This is a genomic window from Sphaerisporangium krabiense, from assembly GCF_014200435.1.
GTDB lineage: Bacteria > Actinomycetota > Actinomycetes > Streptosporangiales > Streptosporangiaceae > Sphaerisporangium > Sphaerisporangium krabiense.
The window spans coordinates 1,421,590-1,436,793 of sequence record NZ_JACHBR010000001.1 but is presented as its reverse complement, the minus strand read 5'-3'; the positions used below and the strand labels follow the sequence as shown (position 1 = coordinate 1,436,793).

At 71.2% G+C, this 15,204-nt stretch carries 13 protein-coding genes and 1 pseudogene; 3 read left to right on the top strand and 11 right to left on the bottom strand.

The features are described from left to right. Positions 1 to 19: 19 nt before the first annotated feature. Positions 20 to 265 (bottom strand): hypothetical protein, encoded by a 246-nt coding sequence (locus tag BJ981_RS06220; protein WP_184608863.1) that lies wholly within the window; start codon positions 263 to 265, stop codon positions 20 to 22. Between the two features lie 160 nt (positions 266 to 425). Here BJ981_RS06220 and BJ981_RS06215 point away from each other — a divergent pair, with 160 nt between their 5' ends. Further along, a complete protein-coding gene (locus tag BJ981_RS06215) occupies positions 426 to 962 on the top strand; it encodes a tetratricopeptide repeat protein (RefSeq protein WP_204070347.1) in 537 nt (178 codons plus the stop codon). A gap of 56 nt (positions 963 to 1,018) precedes the next feature. Here BJ981_RS06215 and BJ981_RS06210 read toward each other — a convergent pair whose 3' ends face one another. The 9 genes and pseudogenes from BJ981_RS06210 to BJ981_RS06170 all read right to left on the bottom strand — a co-directional run bounded on the left by BJ981_RS06210 (position 1,019) and on the right by BJ981_RS06170 (position 12,419). Further along, positions 1,019 to 1,426 (bottom strand): hypothetical protein, encoded by a 408-nt coding sequence (locus tag BJ981_RS06210; protein WP_184608861.1) that lies wholly within the window; start codon positions 1,424 to 1,426, stop codon positions 1,019 to 1,021. Between the two features lie 150 nt (positions 1,427 to 1,576). After that, entirely contained in the window at positions 1,577 to 2,788 is a 1,212-nt protein-coding gene (locus tag BJ981_RS06205) for a cytochrome P450 (protein WP_204070348.1), read from the bottom strand. Positions 2,789 to 3,045: 257 nt separating this feature from the next. After that, complete coding sequence (gene clpB / locus BJ981_RS06200; RefSeq protein ID WP_184608859.1) at positions 3,046 to 5,643, bottom strand: ATP-dependent chaperone ClpB; 2,598 nt, start codon at positions 5,641 to 5,643, stop codon at positions 3,046 to 3,048. A gap of 281 nt (positions 5,644 to 5,924) precedes the next feature. Next, a pseudogene (locus BJ981_RS06195) lies at positions 5,925 to 6,177 on the bottom strand (heat shock protein transcriptional repressor HspR); the annotation flags it as partial. 19 nt (positions 6,178 to 6,196) lie between these two features. Next, entirely contained in the window at positions 6,197 to 7,381 is a 1,185-nt protein-coding gene (gene dnaJ / locus BJ981_RS06190) for a molecular chaperone DnaJ (protein WP_184608856.1), read from the bottom strand. A gap of 35 nt (positions 7,382 to 7,416) precedes the next feature. Then, positions 7,417 to 8,070 (bottom strand): nucleotide exchange factor GrpE, encoded by a 654-nt coding sequence (gene grpE, locus BJ981_RS06185; protein ID WP_184608855.1) that lies wholly within the window; start codon positions 8,068 to 8,070, stop codon positions 7,417 to 7,419. After that, the gene (gene dnaK / locus BJ981_RS06180) at positions 8,067 to 9,941 is read right to left on the bottom strand and encodes a molecular chaperone DnaK (RefSeq protein WP_184608853.1); all 1,875 of its coding nucleotides are present in this window, start codon (positions 9,939 to 9,941) and stop codon (positions 8,067 to 8,069) included. Before dnaK ends, grpE begins: the two co-directional genes overlap by 4 nt. A 293-nt stretch (positions 9,942 to 10,234) precedes the next feature. Beyond that, complete coding sequence (locus BJ981_RS06175) at positions 10,235 to 10,699, bottom strand: hypothetical protein (RefSeq protein ID WP_184608851.1); 465 nt, start codon at positions 10,697 to 10,699, stop codon at positions 10,235 to 10,237. A gap of 157 nt (positions 10,700 to 10,856) precedes the next feature. Continuing rightward, the gene (locus tag BJ981_RS06170; protein WP_204070349.1) at positions 10,857 to 12,419 is read right to left on the bottom strand and encodes an alpha/beta hydrolase; all 1,563 of its coding nucleotides are present in this window, start codon (positions 12,417 to 12,419) and stop codon (positions 10,857 to 10,859) included. Between the two features lie 253 nt (positions 12,420 to 12,672). On the opposite strand from BJ981_RS06170, the gene proC reads away from it, so the two are divergent. After that, the gene (proC, locus tag BJ981_RS06165; RefSeq protein WP_184608847.1) at positions 12,673 to 13,467 is read left to right on the top strand and encodes a pyrroline-5-carboxylate reductase; all 795 of its coding nucleotides are present in this window, start codon (positions 12,673 to 12,675) and stop codon (positions 13,465 to 13,467) included. Between the two features lie 25 nt (positions 13,468 to 13,492). Here proC and BJ981_RS06160 read toward each other — a convergent pair whose 3' ends face one another. Next, positions 13,493 to 13,711 (bottom strand): EF-hand domain-containing protein, encoded by a 219-nt coding sequence (locus BJ981_RS06160; protein ID WP_184608845.1) that lies wholly within the window; start codon positions 13,709 to 13,711, stop codon positions 13,493 to 13,495. A gap of 223 nt (positions 13,712 to 13,934) precedes the next feature. Between BJ981_RS06160 and BJ981_RS06155 the strand changes: the two genes are divergently transcribed. Then, a complete protein-coding gene (locus BJ981_RS06155; protein ID WP_204070350.1) occupies positions 13,935 to 15,164 on the top strand; it encodes an MFS transporter in 1,230 nt (409 codons plus the stop codon). The last annotated feature ends 40 nt before the right edge of the window (positions 15,165 to 15,204 follow it).

Sequence of the window (15,204 nt, the reverse complement as noted above, 5' to 3'; positions counted from 1 at the left end):
TTTATATGGATAAATCGGGCTACCCTGGCAGCTCTTCGGCGCCGGTGCGCCCCTCGTTCCTCGCGCGCCCGTCCACACATGGGGCGGGGACCTGCCGGACGGTCCTCTCGGCCGACCGGATCTCGGCCCGCAGGCGGAGCACCTCCGCGTGCTGGCTGTCGGCCTTCTCCAGCCGGGCGGTGGTGTACCCAAGCGTCCCCGGGACGGCGGCGGCCAGCACCGCGGCGCAGGTCAGGGCGAGTGCCGTCTGCCAGGACATGTCCATCGCGGCCCCCTAGAACGGCGTGGTGACCTTCCAGGCACGGCGGATATGCCCCCTCAGCTCGTGCGACACGCGCCGCGTAGTCAAACGTGTGCGAATCGGGGCCGAAGCAATGCGTCCCGTTGTCCCCGCATAGTGGAGCGTCGCTCGGTAATCTCGTCTTGTGGCACATGTGACGCGTGAGCAGCTTGATCGTCTACTTGAACAGGCGCTCCTGGACGACGACCACGGAGCCTTGGCCGGGCGGCTCGATGCTCTGGCGCGCGGCTACGGGTCCGGTGACGTGTCCCGTGCCGCGATCCTCGTGCTGGCCGCCGAGGAATGGCGGCAGGCGGGACAGCCGGCCCGGGCGCTCGAGTGCTTCCAGCGGGCGCTGGAGGACGGCGGCGAGGTCAGCGTCGATCCGCGGGCCGGCATCGCCGACACCCTCTTCGAGCTCGACCGCCCGGACGAGGCCCGCGAGCTGGTGGACTCGATCAAGGCCGAGGGCCGGGTCGACCCGATGACCGCGCTCCACGTCGCCGAGACCCTGCTGGCCTATGGCGACCTCACCGGGGCGCACGACTGGGCCACCGAGGGCGTCCTCGCCGGCGGCGCCCGCGACACCCGCGACGCCCTCCTGCGGACCCGCTACCGCATCCGCGTGGACCTCGGCCTCCCCGAGGACGACCTGGACGCCCTGCTCGACGTCCCCTGCTGACTCCCGCGCGCGGCGGCCCATGACGTCTCCGGGGACGCCACGGGCCGCGGAGGGAATCAGCGGACGCCGAGACCGTTCAGCAGGGGCGACTCGACGGACAGGTCGGAGACGTCGGCCAGCCCGGCCACGGCCGCGCTGCCCGACAGCAGCCGCGACGGCCGCCCGGCGTTCTCGAACCCCGCCGGCACGCCGGCGCCGTTCGCGTCCAGCCCTCCGGGCGCGGCGAAACGCGGCGGGGTGGGCTCCGTGACGCCGTACGCGCCGGGCTCCGTCGCGCCGTACGCGCCCTGCTCCGTGGCGCCGGGGGCGGTGTACTCGCAGTACACCGTGGTCGGCGACGTCAGGGGCGTCATCGTCCCCTCCCCGCACGGTACGGCGGCCGACGCGCCCGCGGTCCCGGCCAAGCCCGCTCCGGCGAGCACGGCCAGGGCGATGGCGCCCCGGGCGATGAATGAAGTGCGCATGAAGACTCCTGGTCACACTCGGTTCTTTCCTGCGCACTGAACGTATCCGGGCGGGTCCGCGGCGAGCGTTTCGTTGACCCAACCATGAGCATTCCCTTACGGCGTTCCCGGCGCCGATCCGGGCCCTGGCGAACCGATGTGAAGAGAGCCTCAGGCGAAGCGCAGGGGCACGGTGAGGGCGCCGTAGATGCCGATCGGGGGCGTCCAGACGACCGGGCCGGCGAGGGACGGCGGGCCGAGCCGGGCGGTGAGCGCGGGAAGCGCCTCGGTCAGCTCGGCGCGGGCCAGCGCGGCGCCCAGGCAGTGGTGCGGGCCGCCGCCGAACTGGAGCGGGGGCGTCCTCCTGACGGCCGTGATGTCGAGGTCCTGCGCGTTCTCGTGGACGCGCGGGTCCCGCTGGGCGGCGGGGGTGAGCACCGTCAGGGCCGTCCCCTTGGCGACGCGCAGCCCGTGGAACTCCAGATCCTCGATCGCGTACCGGAAGAGGATCGTGGTGGACGGGCGGTACCGGAAGAGCTCCTCGACCGCGCGCGGCGCGAGGCCGGGGTCGCGGGCGAGCAGCTCCCACTGACCGGGGTGCTCGGCGAAGGCGACCACCGCGTTGGCGAGCTGGTGGCGGGTCGTGTCGTGGGCGGCGAACACCAGCGTCACCAGCAGGTTGCGCAGCTCGTCCCGGGTGACGCGCCCGCCGCCCTCCCACGCCGCCACCAGCGCCGAGCTGAGATCCTCGCCGGGGTGGGCCTGCTTGTCCTTGATCAGCCCGTCGACGTAGTCGTTCAGCGCGACGACGGCCCGCGCCACGCGCGTCGCGACGTCGCCGCCGTTCGCCAGGCCGAAGACCAGGCCGATCTCCGGGCTCCACCTGCGGAAGAACTCGTAGTCCTCGACGGGGACGCCGAGCAGCCGGCACATCACCGCGAGCGGCAGCGGGTCGCTGAACTGCTCGACGAACTCGCAGATCTCCGCGGCGCGCAGGCGCTCGGTGAGCTCCTCCGCCCACGCCCGGATGAAGGGGCGTAAGCCCTCGACCATGCGCGGGGTGAACGCCTTGTTCACCAGGCCGCGCAGGCGGCGGTGCTCCGCTCCGTCGTGATTGACGATCATCGGGACGAACCAGTCGTACACGGGCCCGTCCACCACGCCGTTCTCCGCGAGAAAACCCTTGCCGTTGTGGTCGAAACCGCGGTCGCGCATGACCTCCTGCGCCTCGGCGTAGCGCAGCACGAGCGGGCCCAGCGGGCTGTCCGCGTACCAGCTCTCCTCCTGGGCCGCGATCACCTCGGGAGAATGGAAATCGAACGCCGGGTCGAGGACGTCGAGGAACGGCGCGGTGCCGGGCGTCGAGCCTGCTGACATGGACATGCTCTTCCCTCCGCCGGATCGTCATGTCTATGTCGATCCGACGCCCGGTGCGGCGAATACGTCAAGTCCGGGGAAAGTGAGCAGTTCCTTTCCTTACGCCGGGAATGATCCTTTGATAAGGGTGTTCGCGGTTATTGAATTATGGTCGGCTGATTATCAACTGCCCGCTCGATTCCGGTGGCCGGAAACGCGGAACGCCCCGCCGGCGTGGCCGGCGAGGCGTTCGGGACAGGCCCGGTGGATGGCGGGCGGCGGGCTCAGAAGCCCGTGGCCGCGCTCGCCGCCGAGCCGACGGTGAGGGTGTCGCGGGCCGCGTCCAGATCGACGGTGACCGTGTCGCCGTCGTGGATCTCTCCCGCCAGCAGGCTCTTGGCCAGCTTGTCGCCGATCGCCGACTGCACCAGCCGCCGCAGCGGGCGCGCGCCGTACAGAGGGTCGTAGCCGGTGAGGGCCAGCCAGTCGCGGGCCTCGGGCGTCACGGTCAGCGTGAGGCGGCGGTCGGCCAGCCGGCGCGCCAGCCGCGCGACCTGCAGGTCGACGATCTGCGCCAGCTCCTCGGAGCCGAGCGCGTCGAACAGGATCACGTCGTCGAGCCGGTTCAGGAACTCCGGCTTGAACGACGACCTGACCGCCTGCATGACCTTGTCCCGCTTGCCCAAGGGGTCGAGCGTGAGGTCGACGAGGTACTGCGACCCGATGTTGGAGGTCAGTATCAGGATCGTGTTGCGGAAGTCCACCGTGCGGCCCTGGCCGTCGGTGAGCCGGCCGTCGTCGAGCACCTGGAGCAGGACGTCGAAGACCTCCGGGTGCGCCTTCTCGATCTCGTCCAGCAGCACCACCGTGTACGGCCTGCGGCGGACGGCCTCGGTGAGCTGGCCGCCCTCCTCGTAGCCGACGTATCCGGGCGGGGCGCCGACGAGCCGGGCGACGCTGTGCTTCTCGCCGTACTCGCTCATGTCGATGCGGGTCATGGCCCGCTCGTCGTCGAACAGGAACTCCGCCAGGGCCTTGGCCAGCTCGGTCTTGCCGACGCCCGTCGGGCCGAGGAACAGGAAGGAGCCGGTCGGACGGTCGGGGTCGGCCACGCCCGCGCGGGCGCGCCGCACCGCGTCCGACACCGCGCGCACGGCCTCGCGCTGGCCGACCAGCCTCGTGGCCAGCTCGTCCTCCATGCGCAGGAGCTTGGCGGACTCGCCCTCCAGCAGGCGCCCGGCCGGGATGCCCGTCCAGGACGAGATCACCTGGGCGATGTCGTCGGCCCCGACCTCCTCCTTGACCATCGGGTCGTCCGGCTGCGCCTGGGCGCTGGCCTCCTCCAGCTCCTTCTCCAGCCGCGGCACGTCGCCGTACATCAGCCGCGAGGCGGCCTCGAAGTCGCCGTCGCGCTGGGCGCGCTCGGCGGCCGAGCGGGTCTCGTCCAGGCGCTGCTTCAGCTCGCCGAGCCGGTTGAGGCCCGACTTCTCCTTCTGCCAGCGGACGACCAGGTGGTCCAGGTCCTCCTGGCGGTCGGCGAGCTCCTTGCGCAGCCTCTCCAGGCGCTGGACGCTGGCCTCGTCGGTCTCCTTGGCGAGGGCCAGCTCCTCCATCTTGAGGCGGTCCACGGCGCGCTGCAGCTCGTCGATCTCCACCGGACGGGAGTCGATCTCCATGCGCAGCCGGCTCGCGGCCTCGTCGACCAGGTCGATGGCCTTGTCGGGCAGGAAACGGGCGGTGATGTAGCGGTCGGACAGGGTGGCGGCGGCCACCAGGGCGCCGTCGGAGATCTGCACCTTGTGGTGGGCCTCGTAGCGGCCCTTGAGCCCGCGGAGGATCGCGATCGTGTCCTCGACGCTGGGCTCGCCGACGTAGATCTGCTGGAAGCGCCGCTCCAGGGCCGGGTCCTTCTCGATGCGCTCGCGGTACTCGTCCAGCGTGGTCGCGCCGATCATGCGCAGCTCGCCCCGGGCCAGCATGGGCTTGAGCATGTTGCCGGCGTCCATCGCGCCCTCGGCCGCGCCCGCGCCGACCATCGTGTGCAGCTCGTCGATGAACGTGACGACCTGGCCGTCGCTCTCCTTGATCTCGTTCAGGACGGCCTTGAGGCGCTCCTCGAACTCGCCGCGGAACTTCGCGCCCGCCACCATCGCGCCGAGGTCGAGCGAGACCAGCCGCTTGCCGCGCAGGCTCTCGGGCACGTCACCGGCCACGATGCGCTGGGCCAGGCCGTCCACCACGGCGGTCTTGCCGACGCCGGGCTCGCCGATCAGCACGGGGTTATTCTTGGTGCGGCGGCTCAGCACCTGGATGACGCGGCGGATCTCGTTGTCCCTGCCGATCACCGGGTCGAGCCGGCCCGCCCGGGCGAGCTCGGTGAGGTCGACGCCGTACTTCTCCAGCGCGCGGTAGGTGTCCTCGGGGTCCTCGCTGGTGACGCGGGCGTGGCCGCGCACCTTCTCGAACGCCTCCAGCAGGGCGTTCGGGCTCGCGCCCTGCGCCTTGAGCAGCTCCGCGACGCGCCCGCCGTCGGCGGCCAGGCCGACCAGCAGGTGCTCGGTCGAGACGTACTCGTCCTCCAGCTGCTTGGCCCGGGCGGCGGCGGTGTTCAGCACGACCAGGAGCTGCCGGGAGGACGTCGGCGCGCTGACGGTCGCGCCCTGGGCCTTCGGAAGCTGTTCGAGCTGCTGCTCGGTCTCCGCGCGCAGCTTCTTCCAGTCGGCGCCGACCGCCTCCAGCAGGTGTACGGCGGTGCCGTCCGTCTGGGCGAGCAGGCTGGTGAACAGGTGTGCCGGCCCGACCTCGGGGTGACCCTCCGCGGCGGCCCTGCGAACGGCCCCCGACAGGGCGTCCTGGCTCTTACGCGTCAGCTTGTAGTCCACGCTGGTCTCGCCTTCCTCGCATGTCGGCGCGCCGTGCGCCTCCCCCTGGGACGGTGGCGTCGAGCCGACTCGGCATATGTCCGCCCCGGCCGGCGCGCGGGCGCCGGCGTGGGCGTCTGTGTACGCCGCGGGTGGCGGCGTGATCGGGATCCGGGCTCCGCGTGGCCCCGCGCGACGGCGCGGGGATCACGCGGGCGGCAGTTGGTACTGGATCAGCGCGCGGATCATCGCGACCTCGCTCCGGAGCCGTCCGATCTCCTCGCGCATGCGGAGGTTCTCGGTCTCCAGGGCCAGGATGCGCTTGATGCCGGCCAGGTTGATGCCCTCCTCCTGGGAGAGCCGCTGGACCTCGCGCAGCATCACGATGTCGCGCGTGGAATAGAGCCTGCCCCGGCCGGCCGTGCGGCCCGGGCTGACCAGGCCGAGACGGTCGTACTGCCGGAGGGTCTGCGGGTGCAGCCCGGAAAGCTGGGCGGCGACCGAGATGACGTACACCGGAGTGTCGTCGGACAGGTCGAAGTAGTTGGCGTCCATCGGCGTCGCCTCCTTCCGGCTACTCGCTGCTGGCCTGTTTGAGCAGGTCGGCACGGATGTCGGCGCCGTCGGAGACCGCGCGGAACTCTTCCAGCGCCGACCGTTCCTTGTCGTCGAGCTGCTGGGGCACCACGACCTCCACGGTGACCAGGAGATCACCCTTGGTGCCGTCCTTGCGGGTGACACCCCGGCCGCGGACGCGGAACGTGCGCCCGTTGGGGGTGCCCTCGGGGATGCGCAGGGTGACCGGCTGGCCGTGCAGGATCGGGACCCTGATCTCGGCGCCGAGCGCCGCCTCGGTGAACGTGACGGGAACCGTGATCGTCATGTTGTCGCCGGAGCGGCCGAAGATCGCGTGGGGTTTGACGTGGATCTGGACGTACAGGTCGCCCGAGGGGCCGCCGTTCTCGCCCGGCGCGCCCTTGCCCTTGAGCCGGATGCGCTGGCCGTCGGCCACCCCGGCCGGGATGCGCGCCTGCAGCGTGCGGGTGCTCTTGCCGCGCCCGCTGCCCTCGCAGACGGGGCAGGGGTCGTCGATGAGCAGCCCGCGGCCCTTGCAGTCGCGGCAGGGCTCGGAGAAGGCGAAGTTGCCGAGGTTGCGGCTGGCGGCTCCGGTGCCCTCGCAGGTCGGGCAGACCCGCGGGGTCGTGCCGGCCTTGGCGCCGGTGCCGCTGCACACGGGACAGGCCGAGGAGCTGGTCAGCCTGAGCGCCACCGTCGTGCCGTCCACCGCCTCGGAGAAGGACATGGTGACCTCGGACTCGATGTCCTGCCCCCGGCGGGGACGGGACGTGGTCGTGGAGGTGCGCCCGCCACGGTTGAACAGACCGCCGAACAGGTCGCCGATCCGCTCGCCCGTGCCGCTGCCCTGGGACGTGCCTCCGAAGAGGTCGCCGAAGTCGAACGGGAAGCCGCCGCCACCGCCGCCGCGGGGGGCGCCGCCCCCCGCGTATCCGCCGAGACCCGACCCGAACAGCGTGCGCGCCTCGTCGTACTCCTTGCGGCGCTTGGTGTCGGACAGGATGTCGTAGGCCTCCGAGACCTGCTTGAACTTGGCCTCGGTCTCGGAGCTGCCCTGGTTGGCGTCCGGATGGTACTTCCTGGCCAGCCTCCGGTACGCCTTCTTGATCTCGTCGGCGGTGGCGGTCTTCGGCACACCAAGGACCGCGTAGTAGTCCTTCTCCAGGTAGTCCTTGGTGCTCATCTATCGCTTCCTTCGTCCGCCAAGGGGGTGGTCGTTCAATTGTCCTCGGGGTCGGCCGCGGCCTCACCCGCCTCGTCCGAAGTGGCCGCGCCGGACCCGCCGCCCGTCGCCGGCTCCTCGGGCTCGGCCACCGCGACCCTGGCGGGGCGCAGGACGCGCTCGCCGAGCCGGTAGCCGGGCTGGAGGATCTCGACGCAGGTGGTCTCGGTGACGTCGGCCGAGTAGCTGTGGATGAGGGCCTCGTGCACGGTCGGGTCGAACGGGTCGCCCTTGGTGCCGTAGGAGACCAGGCCGAGCTTGCCGAGCGCCGCGTCCAGCGCCTCGCTGACCTTGGCGAACCCGCCGGTCAGCTCGCCGTGGTCGCGGGCCCTGCCGATGTCGTCGAGCACCGGGAGCAGCTCGGTCAGCACGTTGGCGACCGCCTGCTCGCGGACCGTGACGCGGTCGCGCTCGACCCGCTTGCGATAGTTGGCGTATTCGGCCTGGAGCCGCTGGAGGTCGGCCGTGCGCTCGGCGAGCTGCCCGGCCAGACCTTCGTCGTGCTTGGCCTCCTCGGCCGGGGCGGCGGGGGACGCCTGGCCCGGCGTCTTCCCCGCCCCCTCACGCACCTCCCCGGTCTTCGGATCGATGCGCCGGTTGTCGCGGATGACCAGGCCCTCGTGCTCGCTCCCAGAGTTCGGGGACGTCACGCGGCACCGCCCTCCCGCTTCTTCGGCTCGTCGTCGACGATCTCGGCCTCGACGACGTCCTCGTCCGCCTTGGCGCCCGCGCCCTGACCGGCCGCGGCGTCCTGCGGAGCGTCGGGGGCGCCCTGCGACTGGGCGTAGATCGCCGAGCCCATCTTCTGGCTGACGGTGGCGAGCTTCTCGGCCGCCGCGCGGATGGCGGCGGAGTCGGTGCCCTCCAGGGTCTTCTTCAGCTCGGCCAGCGACTCCTCGACCTCGGTCTTGACCTCGGCCGGGACCTTCTCGTCGTTCTCGCGCAGGAACTTCTCGGTCTGGTAGGCGAGGGCGTCGGCGTTGTTGCGCGTCTCGGCCTCCTCGCGGCGGTTCTTGTCCTCCTCGGCGTAGGACTCGGCCTCGCGCATCATGCGCTCGATGTCGTCCTTCGGCAGGGCCGAGCCGCCGGTGATGACCATCGACTGCTCCTTGCCGGTGCCGAGGTCCTTGGCGCCGACGTTGACGATGCCGTTGGCGTCGATGTCGAAGGTGACCTCGATCTGCGGGATGCCGCGCGGCGCCGGGGCGATGCCGGTGAGCTCGAAGGTGGCCAGCTTCTTGTTGTAGGCCGCGATCTCGCGCTCGCCCTGGAAGACCTGGATCTGGACCGACGGCTGGTTGTCCTCGGCGGTGGTGAAGACCTCGGACCGCTTGGTCGGGATCGTGGTGTTCCGCTCGATGATCTTGGTGAAGATGCCGCCCTTGGTCTCGATGCCGAGGCTCAGCGGGGTGACGTCCAGCAGGAGGACGTCCTTCACCTCACCCTTGAGGACACCGGCCTGGAGCGCGGCGCCGATCGCCACGACCTCGTCCGGGTTGACGCCCTTGTTGGGCTCCTTGCCGCCGGTGAGCTCCTTGACCAGCTCGCTGACGGCCGGCATGCGGGTGGAGCCGCCGACCAGCACCACGTGGGCGATGTCGGCGACCTTGATGCCGGCGTCCTTGATGACCTGGTGGAACGGGCCCTTGCAGCGCTCGAGCAGGTCGGCGGTGATGCGCTGGAACTCGGCGCGGGTCAGCTTCTCCTCGAGGTGGAGCGGGCCCTCGGCCGAGGCGGTGATGTAGGGCAGGTTCACCGAGGTCTCGGTCTGCGCCGACAGCTCGATCTTGGCCTTCTCCGCGGCCTCGCGCAGCCGCTGCAGCGCCATCTTGTCCTTGGACAGGTCGACGCCGTGGGCGTTCTTGAAGCGGGTCACCAGCTCGTCCACGACGCGCTGGTCCCAGTCGTCGCCGCCCAGGTGGTTGTCACCGCTGGTGGCCTTGACCTCGACGAAGCCGTGGCCGTCCTCCTGGCCGACGTCGAGCAGGGACACGTCGAAGGTGCCGCCGCCGAGGTCGAAGACCAGGATGGTCTGGTCCTTCTCCTTGTCGAGCCCGTAGGCCAGAGCGGCCGAGGTGGGCTCGTTGATGATGCGCAGGACGTTGAGGCCCGCGATCTGGCCGGCCTCCTTGGTGGCCTGGCGCTGGGCGTCGTTGAAGTACGCCGGAACGGTGATCACCGCGTCGGTGATCTTCTCACCGAGGTAGGCCTCGGCGTCCGTCTTGAGCTTCTGGAGCACGAACGCGCTGATCTGCTGGGGGGAGAACTTCTTGCCGTCGATCTCGACGTTCCAGTTCGTGCCCATCTCGCGCTTGACCGAGCGGATGGTCCTGTCGACGTTGGTGACGGCCTGCCGCTTGGCGACCTCGCCGACCAGCACCTCGCCGTTCTTGGCGAAGGCGACCACGGACGGCGTGGTCCGCGAGCCCTGCGCGTTGGCGATGACCGTGGGCTCACCGCCCTCAAGGATCGAGACGACGGAGTTGGTCGTCCCCAGGTCGATACCTACCGCACGTGCCATGAGTACGTCCTTGTAGTCAAAGTTGAGTCTGTGTGACTCAATCATGTGTCTCGCTTGCATCTTTGTCAAGCGACTTGAGTCTACTGGGCTCAACCCTATGGCGGGCGTCTCTATTCCGCGTATCGGGGGGTGCCGGCGGGGGTCGACCGGGCACGGCCGCCCACACCTGACGTGGGACGACGCCAGTAGACACCGTGCGCCCAGGACTCGGCCGCGGGGCGGGTGACCCGCCGGTGGCGCCTGGCCACATGGCGGCAACGGGTGGGACGTCCGGGATGTTCCCGGGGGCGCGTCTAGGGGCGCGCGCCGTCCACGATCTCGCGGGCGCCGAGGGGCGCCTTCAGCTTCACCGTCGTGCTCTTCTTCAGCGCGATCTCGATGCAGGCGACGTCGCGCGCCTTCGCGGCCTGGCCCTCGTACAGGGTGATCGTGACGCGCCGGGAGGTCTCGCGGACCTTCACCCGGTCGAGGGTGTGGCAGGGCTCGACGCCCGACCACCACACGACCGTGATCCTGCGGCCGTCCTTGGACGGCTTGGCCGACTCCCAGCGCACCTTGTGCGTGCCGACCGTGTGGCCCTTCGGCCGGGTGGGCTTGGCACCGGTGGCCCCTGTGGGGGAGGAGTCCGGTGTCGTCGTCACGCCGCTCGTCCTGACGATGGCCGAGCTCGCGGCCTGGCCGGGGTTCGTGGCCGTCGGGGCGTCACCGCACCCCGCGGCCAGCAGTACGGTGCCGGTCGTCAGAATCGCCGTCATCATCCGCATATCCCTATGACGTACCCGGAGTCATCCGGGTTCGGACGCCCGAGAGCCGTGGCCCGCGCGCGAGAGGCACGGCGCGACGGGACCCGCGGGAAAGAGACGCCCCGCCGGTCTTGTGGACCGGCGGGGCGGATTCAGCGGGCGTGGGCGGGGTTCAGCGCTCGCCGGGCGCCCAGTCGTCCTGCGGGGTCGGCGCGACGCGCAGCGTGGCGGGCGGCGGCACCGGGTCGGGGAACGGCGGGCAGTGGACGTCGGGGCCGGGCAGGCTCGCCGGCAGGCTGCCGTCGGTCAGGTACGCCTTCCAGATGTCGTCGATGCATGCGTTGCCCCGGCCGGTCAGGCCGTGGTTGCCGCCGCCGTCCATGACGACCAGGCGCGAGGTCGGGAAGCGCTTGTGCATCTCGACGCCGCCGGGGTAGGGCGTGGGGGCGTCCTTGGTGTCCTGGAAGAGCAGGGCGTTCTTGATCGCCTTGCCGTTGACGCGCGGCGGCTGCTTGCCGGGCACGGGCCAGGACTGGCACTGCGCGTTGAACCAGGCGTTGCCCCAGCTCAGGAACGGGGCGCTGCGGTAGGACTCCCACCAGTCGCGGTGCCAGGTGCCCCAGTCGCGCGGCCACCGGACGTCGCTGCACTCCACGGCCGAGTAGACCGCGAGCGTGTTGTCGTCGTCGCTGCTGTCGCCGTACGTGGCGTAGGCGGTCGCCATCGCGGCGTTGTCGCCGTTGTTGACGTACTTCGACAGGGCGTTGGCGAGGAACGGCCACCGGCTCTTCAGGTAGCCGCCGGCGAGGTAGGTGTCGTCGAGCTCCGACGGGCCGACCCTGCCCTCGGCGGGCGTGGCCTTGAGCTTGGCGCGGGCGCCGTTGAACGCCTTCTCGACCTCGGCCGGGGTCGTGCCGAGGTGGTAGGTGGGCTCGTACTTGGCGACCCAGGCGTAGAAGTCCTGCTGGCGTGCCTCGAAGGCGTGGTTCTGGTCGATGTTGGCGTCGTACCAGACCCGCTCGGGGTTGACGATGCTGTCCAGGACCAGGCGGCGCACCTTGGAGGGGAAGAGGGTGGCGTAGGTGGCGCCGAGGTAGGTGCCGTAGGAGTAGCCGACGTAGCTGATCTGCTGCTGGCCGAGCGCCTTGCGGATCTGGTCGAGGTCCTTGGCCGCGTCGACCGTGGTCATGTTCCGCAGCAGGTCGCCGTACTTCTGGTCGCAGGCGCGGGAGTAGCCTTGCGCCTTCTTCACCCAGGCCAGCTCCTCGCGGAGGTTGCCGGGGACGTAGTCGGGGCGCACCGGGTTGGAGTAGGTCGGGTCGCAGCGCAGCGCGGGCTCACTGGCGCCGACGCCGCGGGGGTCGAACCCGATCAGGTCGTACTGGGCGGCCAGCGCGGCGCCGAGGCGGGTCTGCATGCTCACCGGGTATCCGAGGCCGCTGCCGCCGGGGCCGCCGGGGTTGAACAGGATGGCGCCCTGGTAGTGCGCCAGGTCGGTCGCCTTCTTGCGCGAGACGGCGACCTTGATCTTCTTGCCCCACGGCCGGTCGTAGTCCTGGGGGACCGTCACGAACGCGCATTCGATGCCCGCCGGGAGGGTCGCGCACTGCGTCCACTCCGGGGCGGGCGGCGAGTAGTCGGGGGCCTGCGGGGCCGCTGCCGTCGCGGGTGTCGCGACCAGTGCGGTGCTCAGACCCACGCCGGCGGTGGCCAGCGCTATGAGGATCTTTTTCACGTCAACCCTTTCGGCACCGGCGGCTCCGGCTAGGAACCGACATACCGGCACCATCGGGTAGATCCTCCGGATAAAAGCGTTGACTGACGACATGACTCCAGAGGAGTTGCCAAACCGCAACATGCGGCCCGGCGCTCCCGCGCTCCCCGCGCGGCCGCGGAAGGGAATGAGCGCGGCGGGCCTCCGGTCAGGGGAGCGATCGGGGAGTCGGTAGGCTGCGAGGGTTTCCACACGTTACGCGAGGTGCCTTGAGATGATCGCGATTCTCGGTACGGGCAAGATGGGCGAGGCCCTGCTGTCCGGGCTGCTGCGCGCCGGCGTCGCGCCCGGCGAGATCATCGCCACGGCCCGCCGCGAGGAGCGCGCCACGGCGCTGCGGGAACGTCACGGCGTGCGGGTCGTGTCCAACGCCGAGGCCGCCAAGGTCGCCGACACGCTGATCCTCGCGGTGAAGCCGCAGGACATGGCCGCCCTGCTGGACGAGATCGCGGCCCTCGTGCCCGCGGGCAGGCTGGTCATCACCGTGGCGGCGGGCATCACCACGGCGTTCGTCGAGTCCAGGCTGGGCGAGGACGTGCCGGTGGTGCGGGTCATGTCCAACACGCCGGTGCTCGTCGACGAGGCCATGAGCGTGATCTCCGCCGGGGCGCACGCCGGCGAGACCCACCTGGAGCTCGCCGAGGAGCTGCTGCGCCCGGTCGGCAAGGTGCTGCGCATCCCGGAGTCGCAGCAGGACGCCGCGACCGCGCTGTCGGGCAGCGGCCCGGCCTACTTCTTCTACCTGGTCGAGGCCATGGTCGACGCGGGCATCCTGCTGGGCATGCCGCGGGCGGCCGCGCTCGACATGGTGACCCAGTCGATCGTCGGCGCCGCGATCATGCTGCGCGACTCGGGGGAGCACCCGGTGATCCTGCGCGAGGCGGTCACCTCGCCGGGGGGCACCACGATCTCCGCCATCGCCGAGCTGGAGCGCCACAGCGTCCGCGCGGCCTTCCTCGCCGCGATCGAGGCGGCGCGCGACCGCAGCAGCCAGCTCGCCTCCGGCTGAGGACCACCCGGCCTCACGCGGAGGGTCAGCCCAGGGCGCTCAGGCGGACGAACTCCTCGAACGAGATGCGGCCGTCGCCGTCCGCGTCCGCGGTCTGGTCGAGCGCGCCGATCGCCTCGGCCGGCAGGCCGGGGAAGTGCCGCCGGTACTCGGCGTGGGTGACGTACCCGTCGCCGTCGGCGTCGATCTCCGCGAAGCGCCTCCTGAGCTCGGCGAGGCGCTCGTCTGTGGGTTCTGCCGTCACGGAGATCCGCCTCCCGGCGTGCGAAGGTGCGAACTACGCCGAACACCATAGTCCGGGCGATCAGCGCCGACGCCCACCAGGGCCCCCGAAGCCGGAAATACAGCGCCTCGGGTAAATCGTTAGGAACCTTTGCTAATCGGATGCCATCCTATCCGCGGGTGAAATCTGGCTAAGTGGGGTCATTGTGGCGGAGTGCGGGGAAACATCGGATGCGTCCGAATCGGTGGCGGGATCCGAGGAGGGGCGGCGCGGCGAACCCGCCGTGTGGACGCGGGACTTCCGCCTGTTCTTCACCGCACGGTCCGTCTCGACGCTCGGCACGGGCATGGTGCCGGTCGCGATGTCCCTCGGCGTCATCCAGGCCGGGTACGGCGCCACCGGCGTGGGCCTGACGCTCGCCTCCTCCGTGGTCCCGATGGCGTTGCTGGTGCTGTTCGGCGGCGTGTTCGCCGACCGGTTCACCCCGCGCCGCATGATGGTCGGCGCCGACATCGCCCGCGTCCTGTCGCAGGTCACCACCGCCGTGCTCTTCCTCACCGGCACCCCGGCCCTGTGGCAGCTCATGGTGATCTCCGCGGTCAACGGCACGGCGGCGGCCATGTTCCAGCCCGGCCTGGCCAGCCTCATCCCCAGGATCGCCACCGACGTGCAGGCCGCCGTCGCCACCCAGCGCACCTCCGAGTCGTTCATGCTGCTGCTCGGCCCCGCGGTCGCCGGCATCCTCGTGAGCGCCGCCGACGTGGGCGTGGTCTTCCTGATGGACGCGGCCGGGTTCGCCGTCAGCGCCGTGTGCCTGGCCCTCCTGCGGCTCACCGGCGCCCCGCCCCCGGCCCAGGAGGGATCGGTCTGGCGGAACCTCAAGGAAGGGTGGCGGGAGTTCAGCTCCCGCACCTGGATGTGGGGCGTGATCCTCGTCTGGTCGGTCATGGGCATCGCCGTCTTCGGCCCCATCCTCCCGCTCGGCGCCACGATCATCTCGGCCGCCTACGACGCCCAGGCGTACGGCTTCGTCATGTCCGCGTACGGCGCGGGAACGATCCTCGGCGGTCTCGTCGCCATGCGGATCAAGCCGGTACACCCCCTCGCCGCCGGGGCGACGGCCATGTTCCTCTACGCCCTCCAGCCGCTCTCGATCGCGCTCAGGCTGCCGCTGCCGCTCATGCTCGCCTGCCACGTCGCGGCGGGCGTCGCGATGGCCTTCTGGGGCGTCATGTGGATGACGAGCGTCCAGACGCAGGTCGCGCCGGGCGTGCTGAACCGCGTCCACGCCTACGAGGTCGCCGGGTCGATCATGGCGCTGCCGATCGGGCAGGCGCTCGCGGGGCCGGTCGCCGGGGTGGTCGGCCCGGAGGAACTGCTCGGGGCCTCGTCGGTCATCTCGGTCACCGGGTGCGTCGTGCTGCTCGCGGTGCCCGCCGTCCGCCGCCTGCGCCGCGTCGCCGCCACGTCGTGAGGTCCGGTCAGGGCGACTTGCCGGGCGGCCCCGGCGGGCG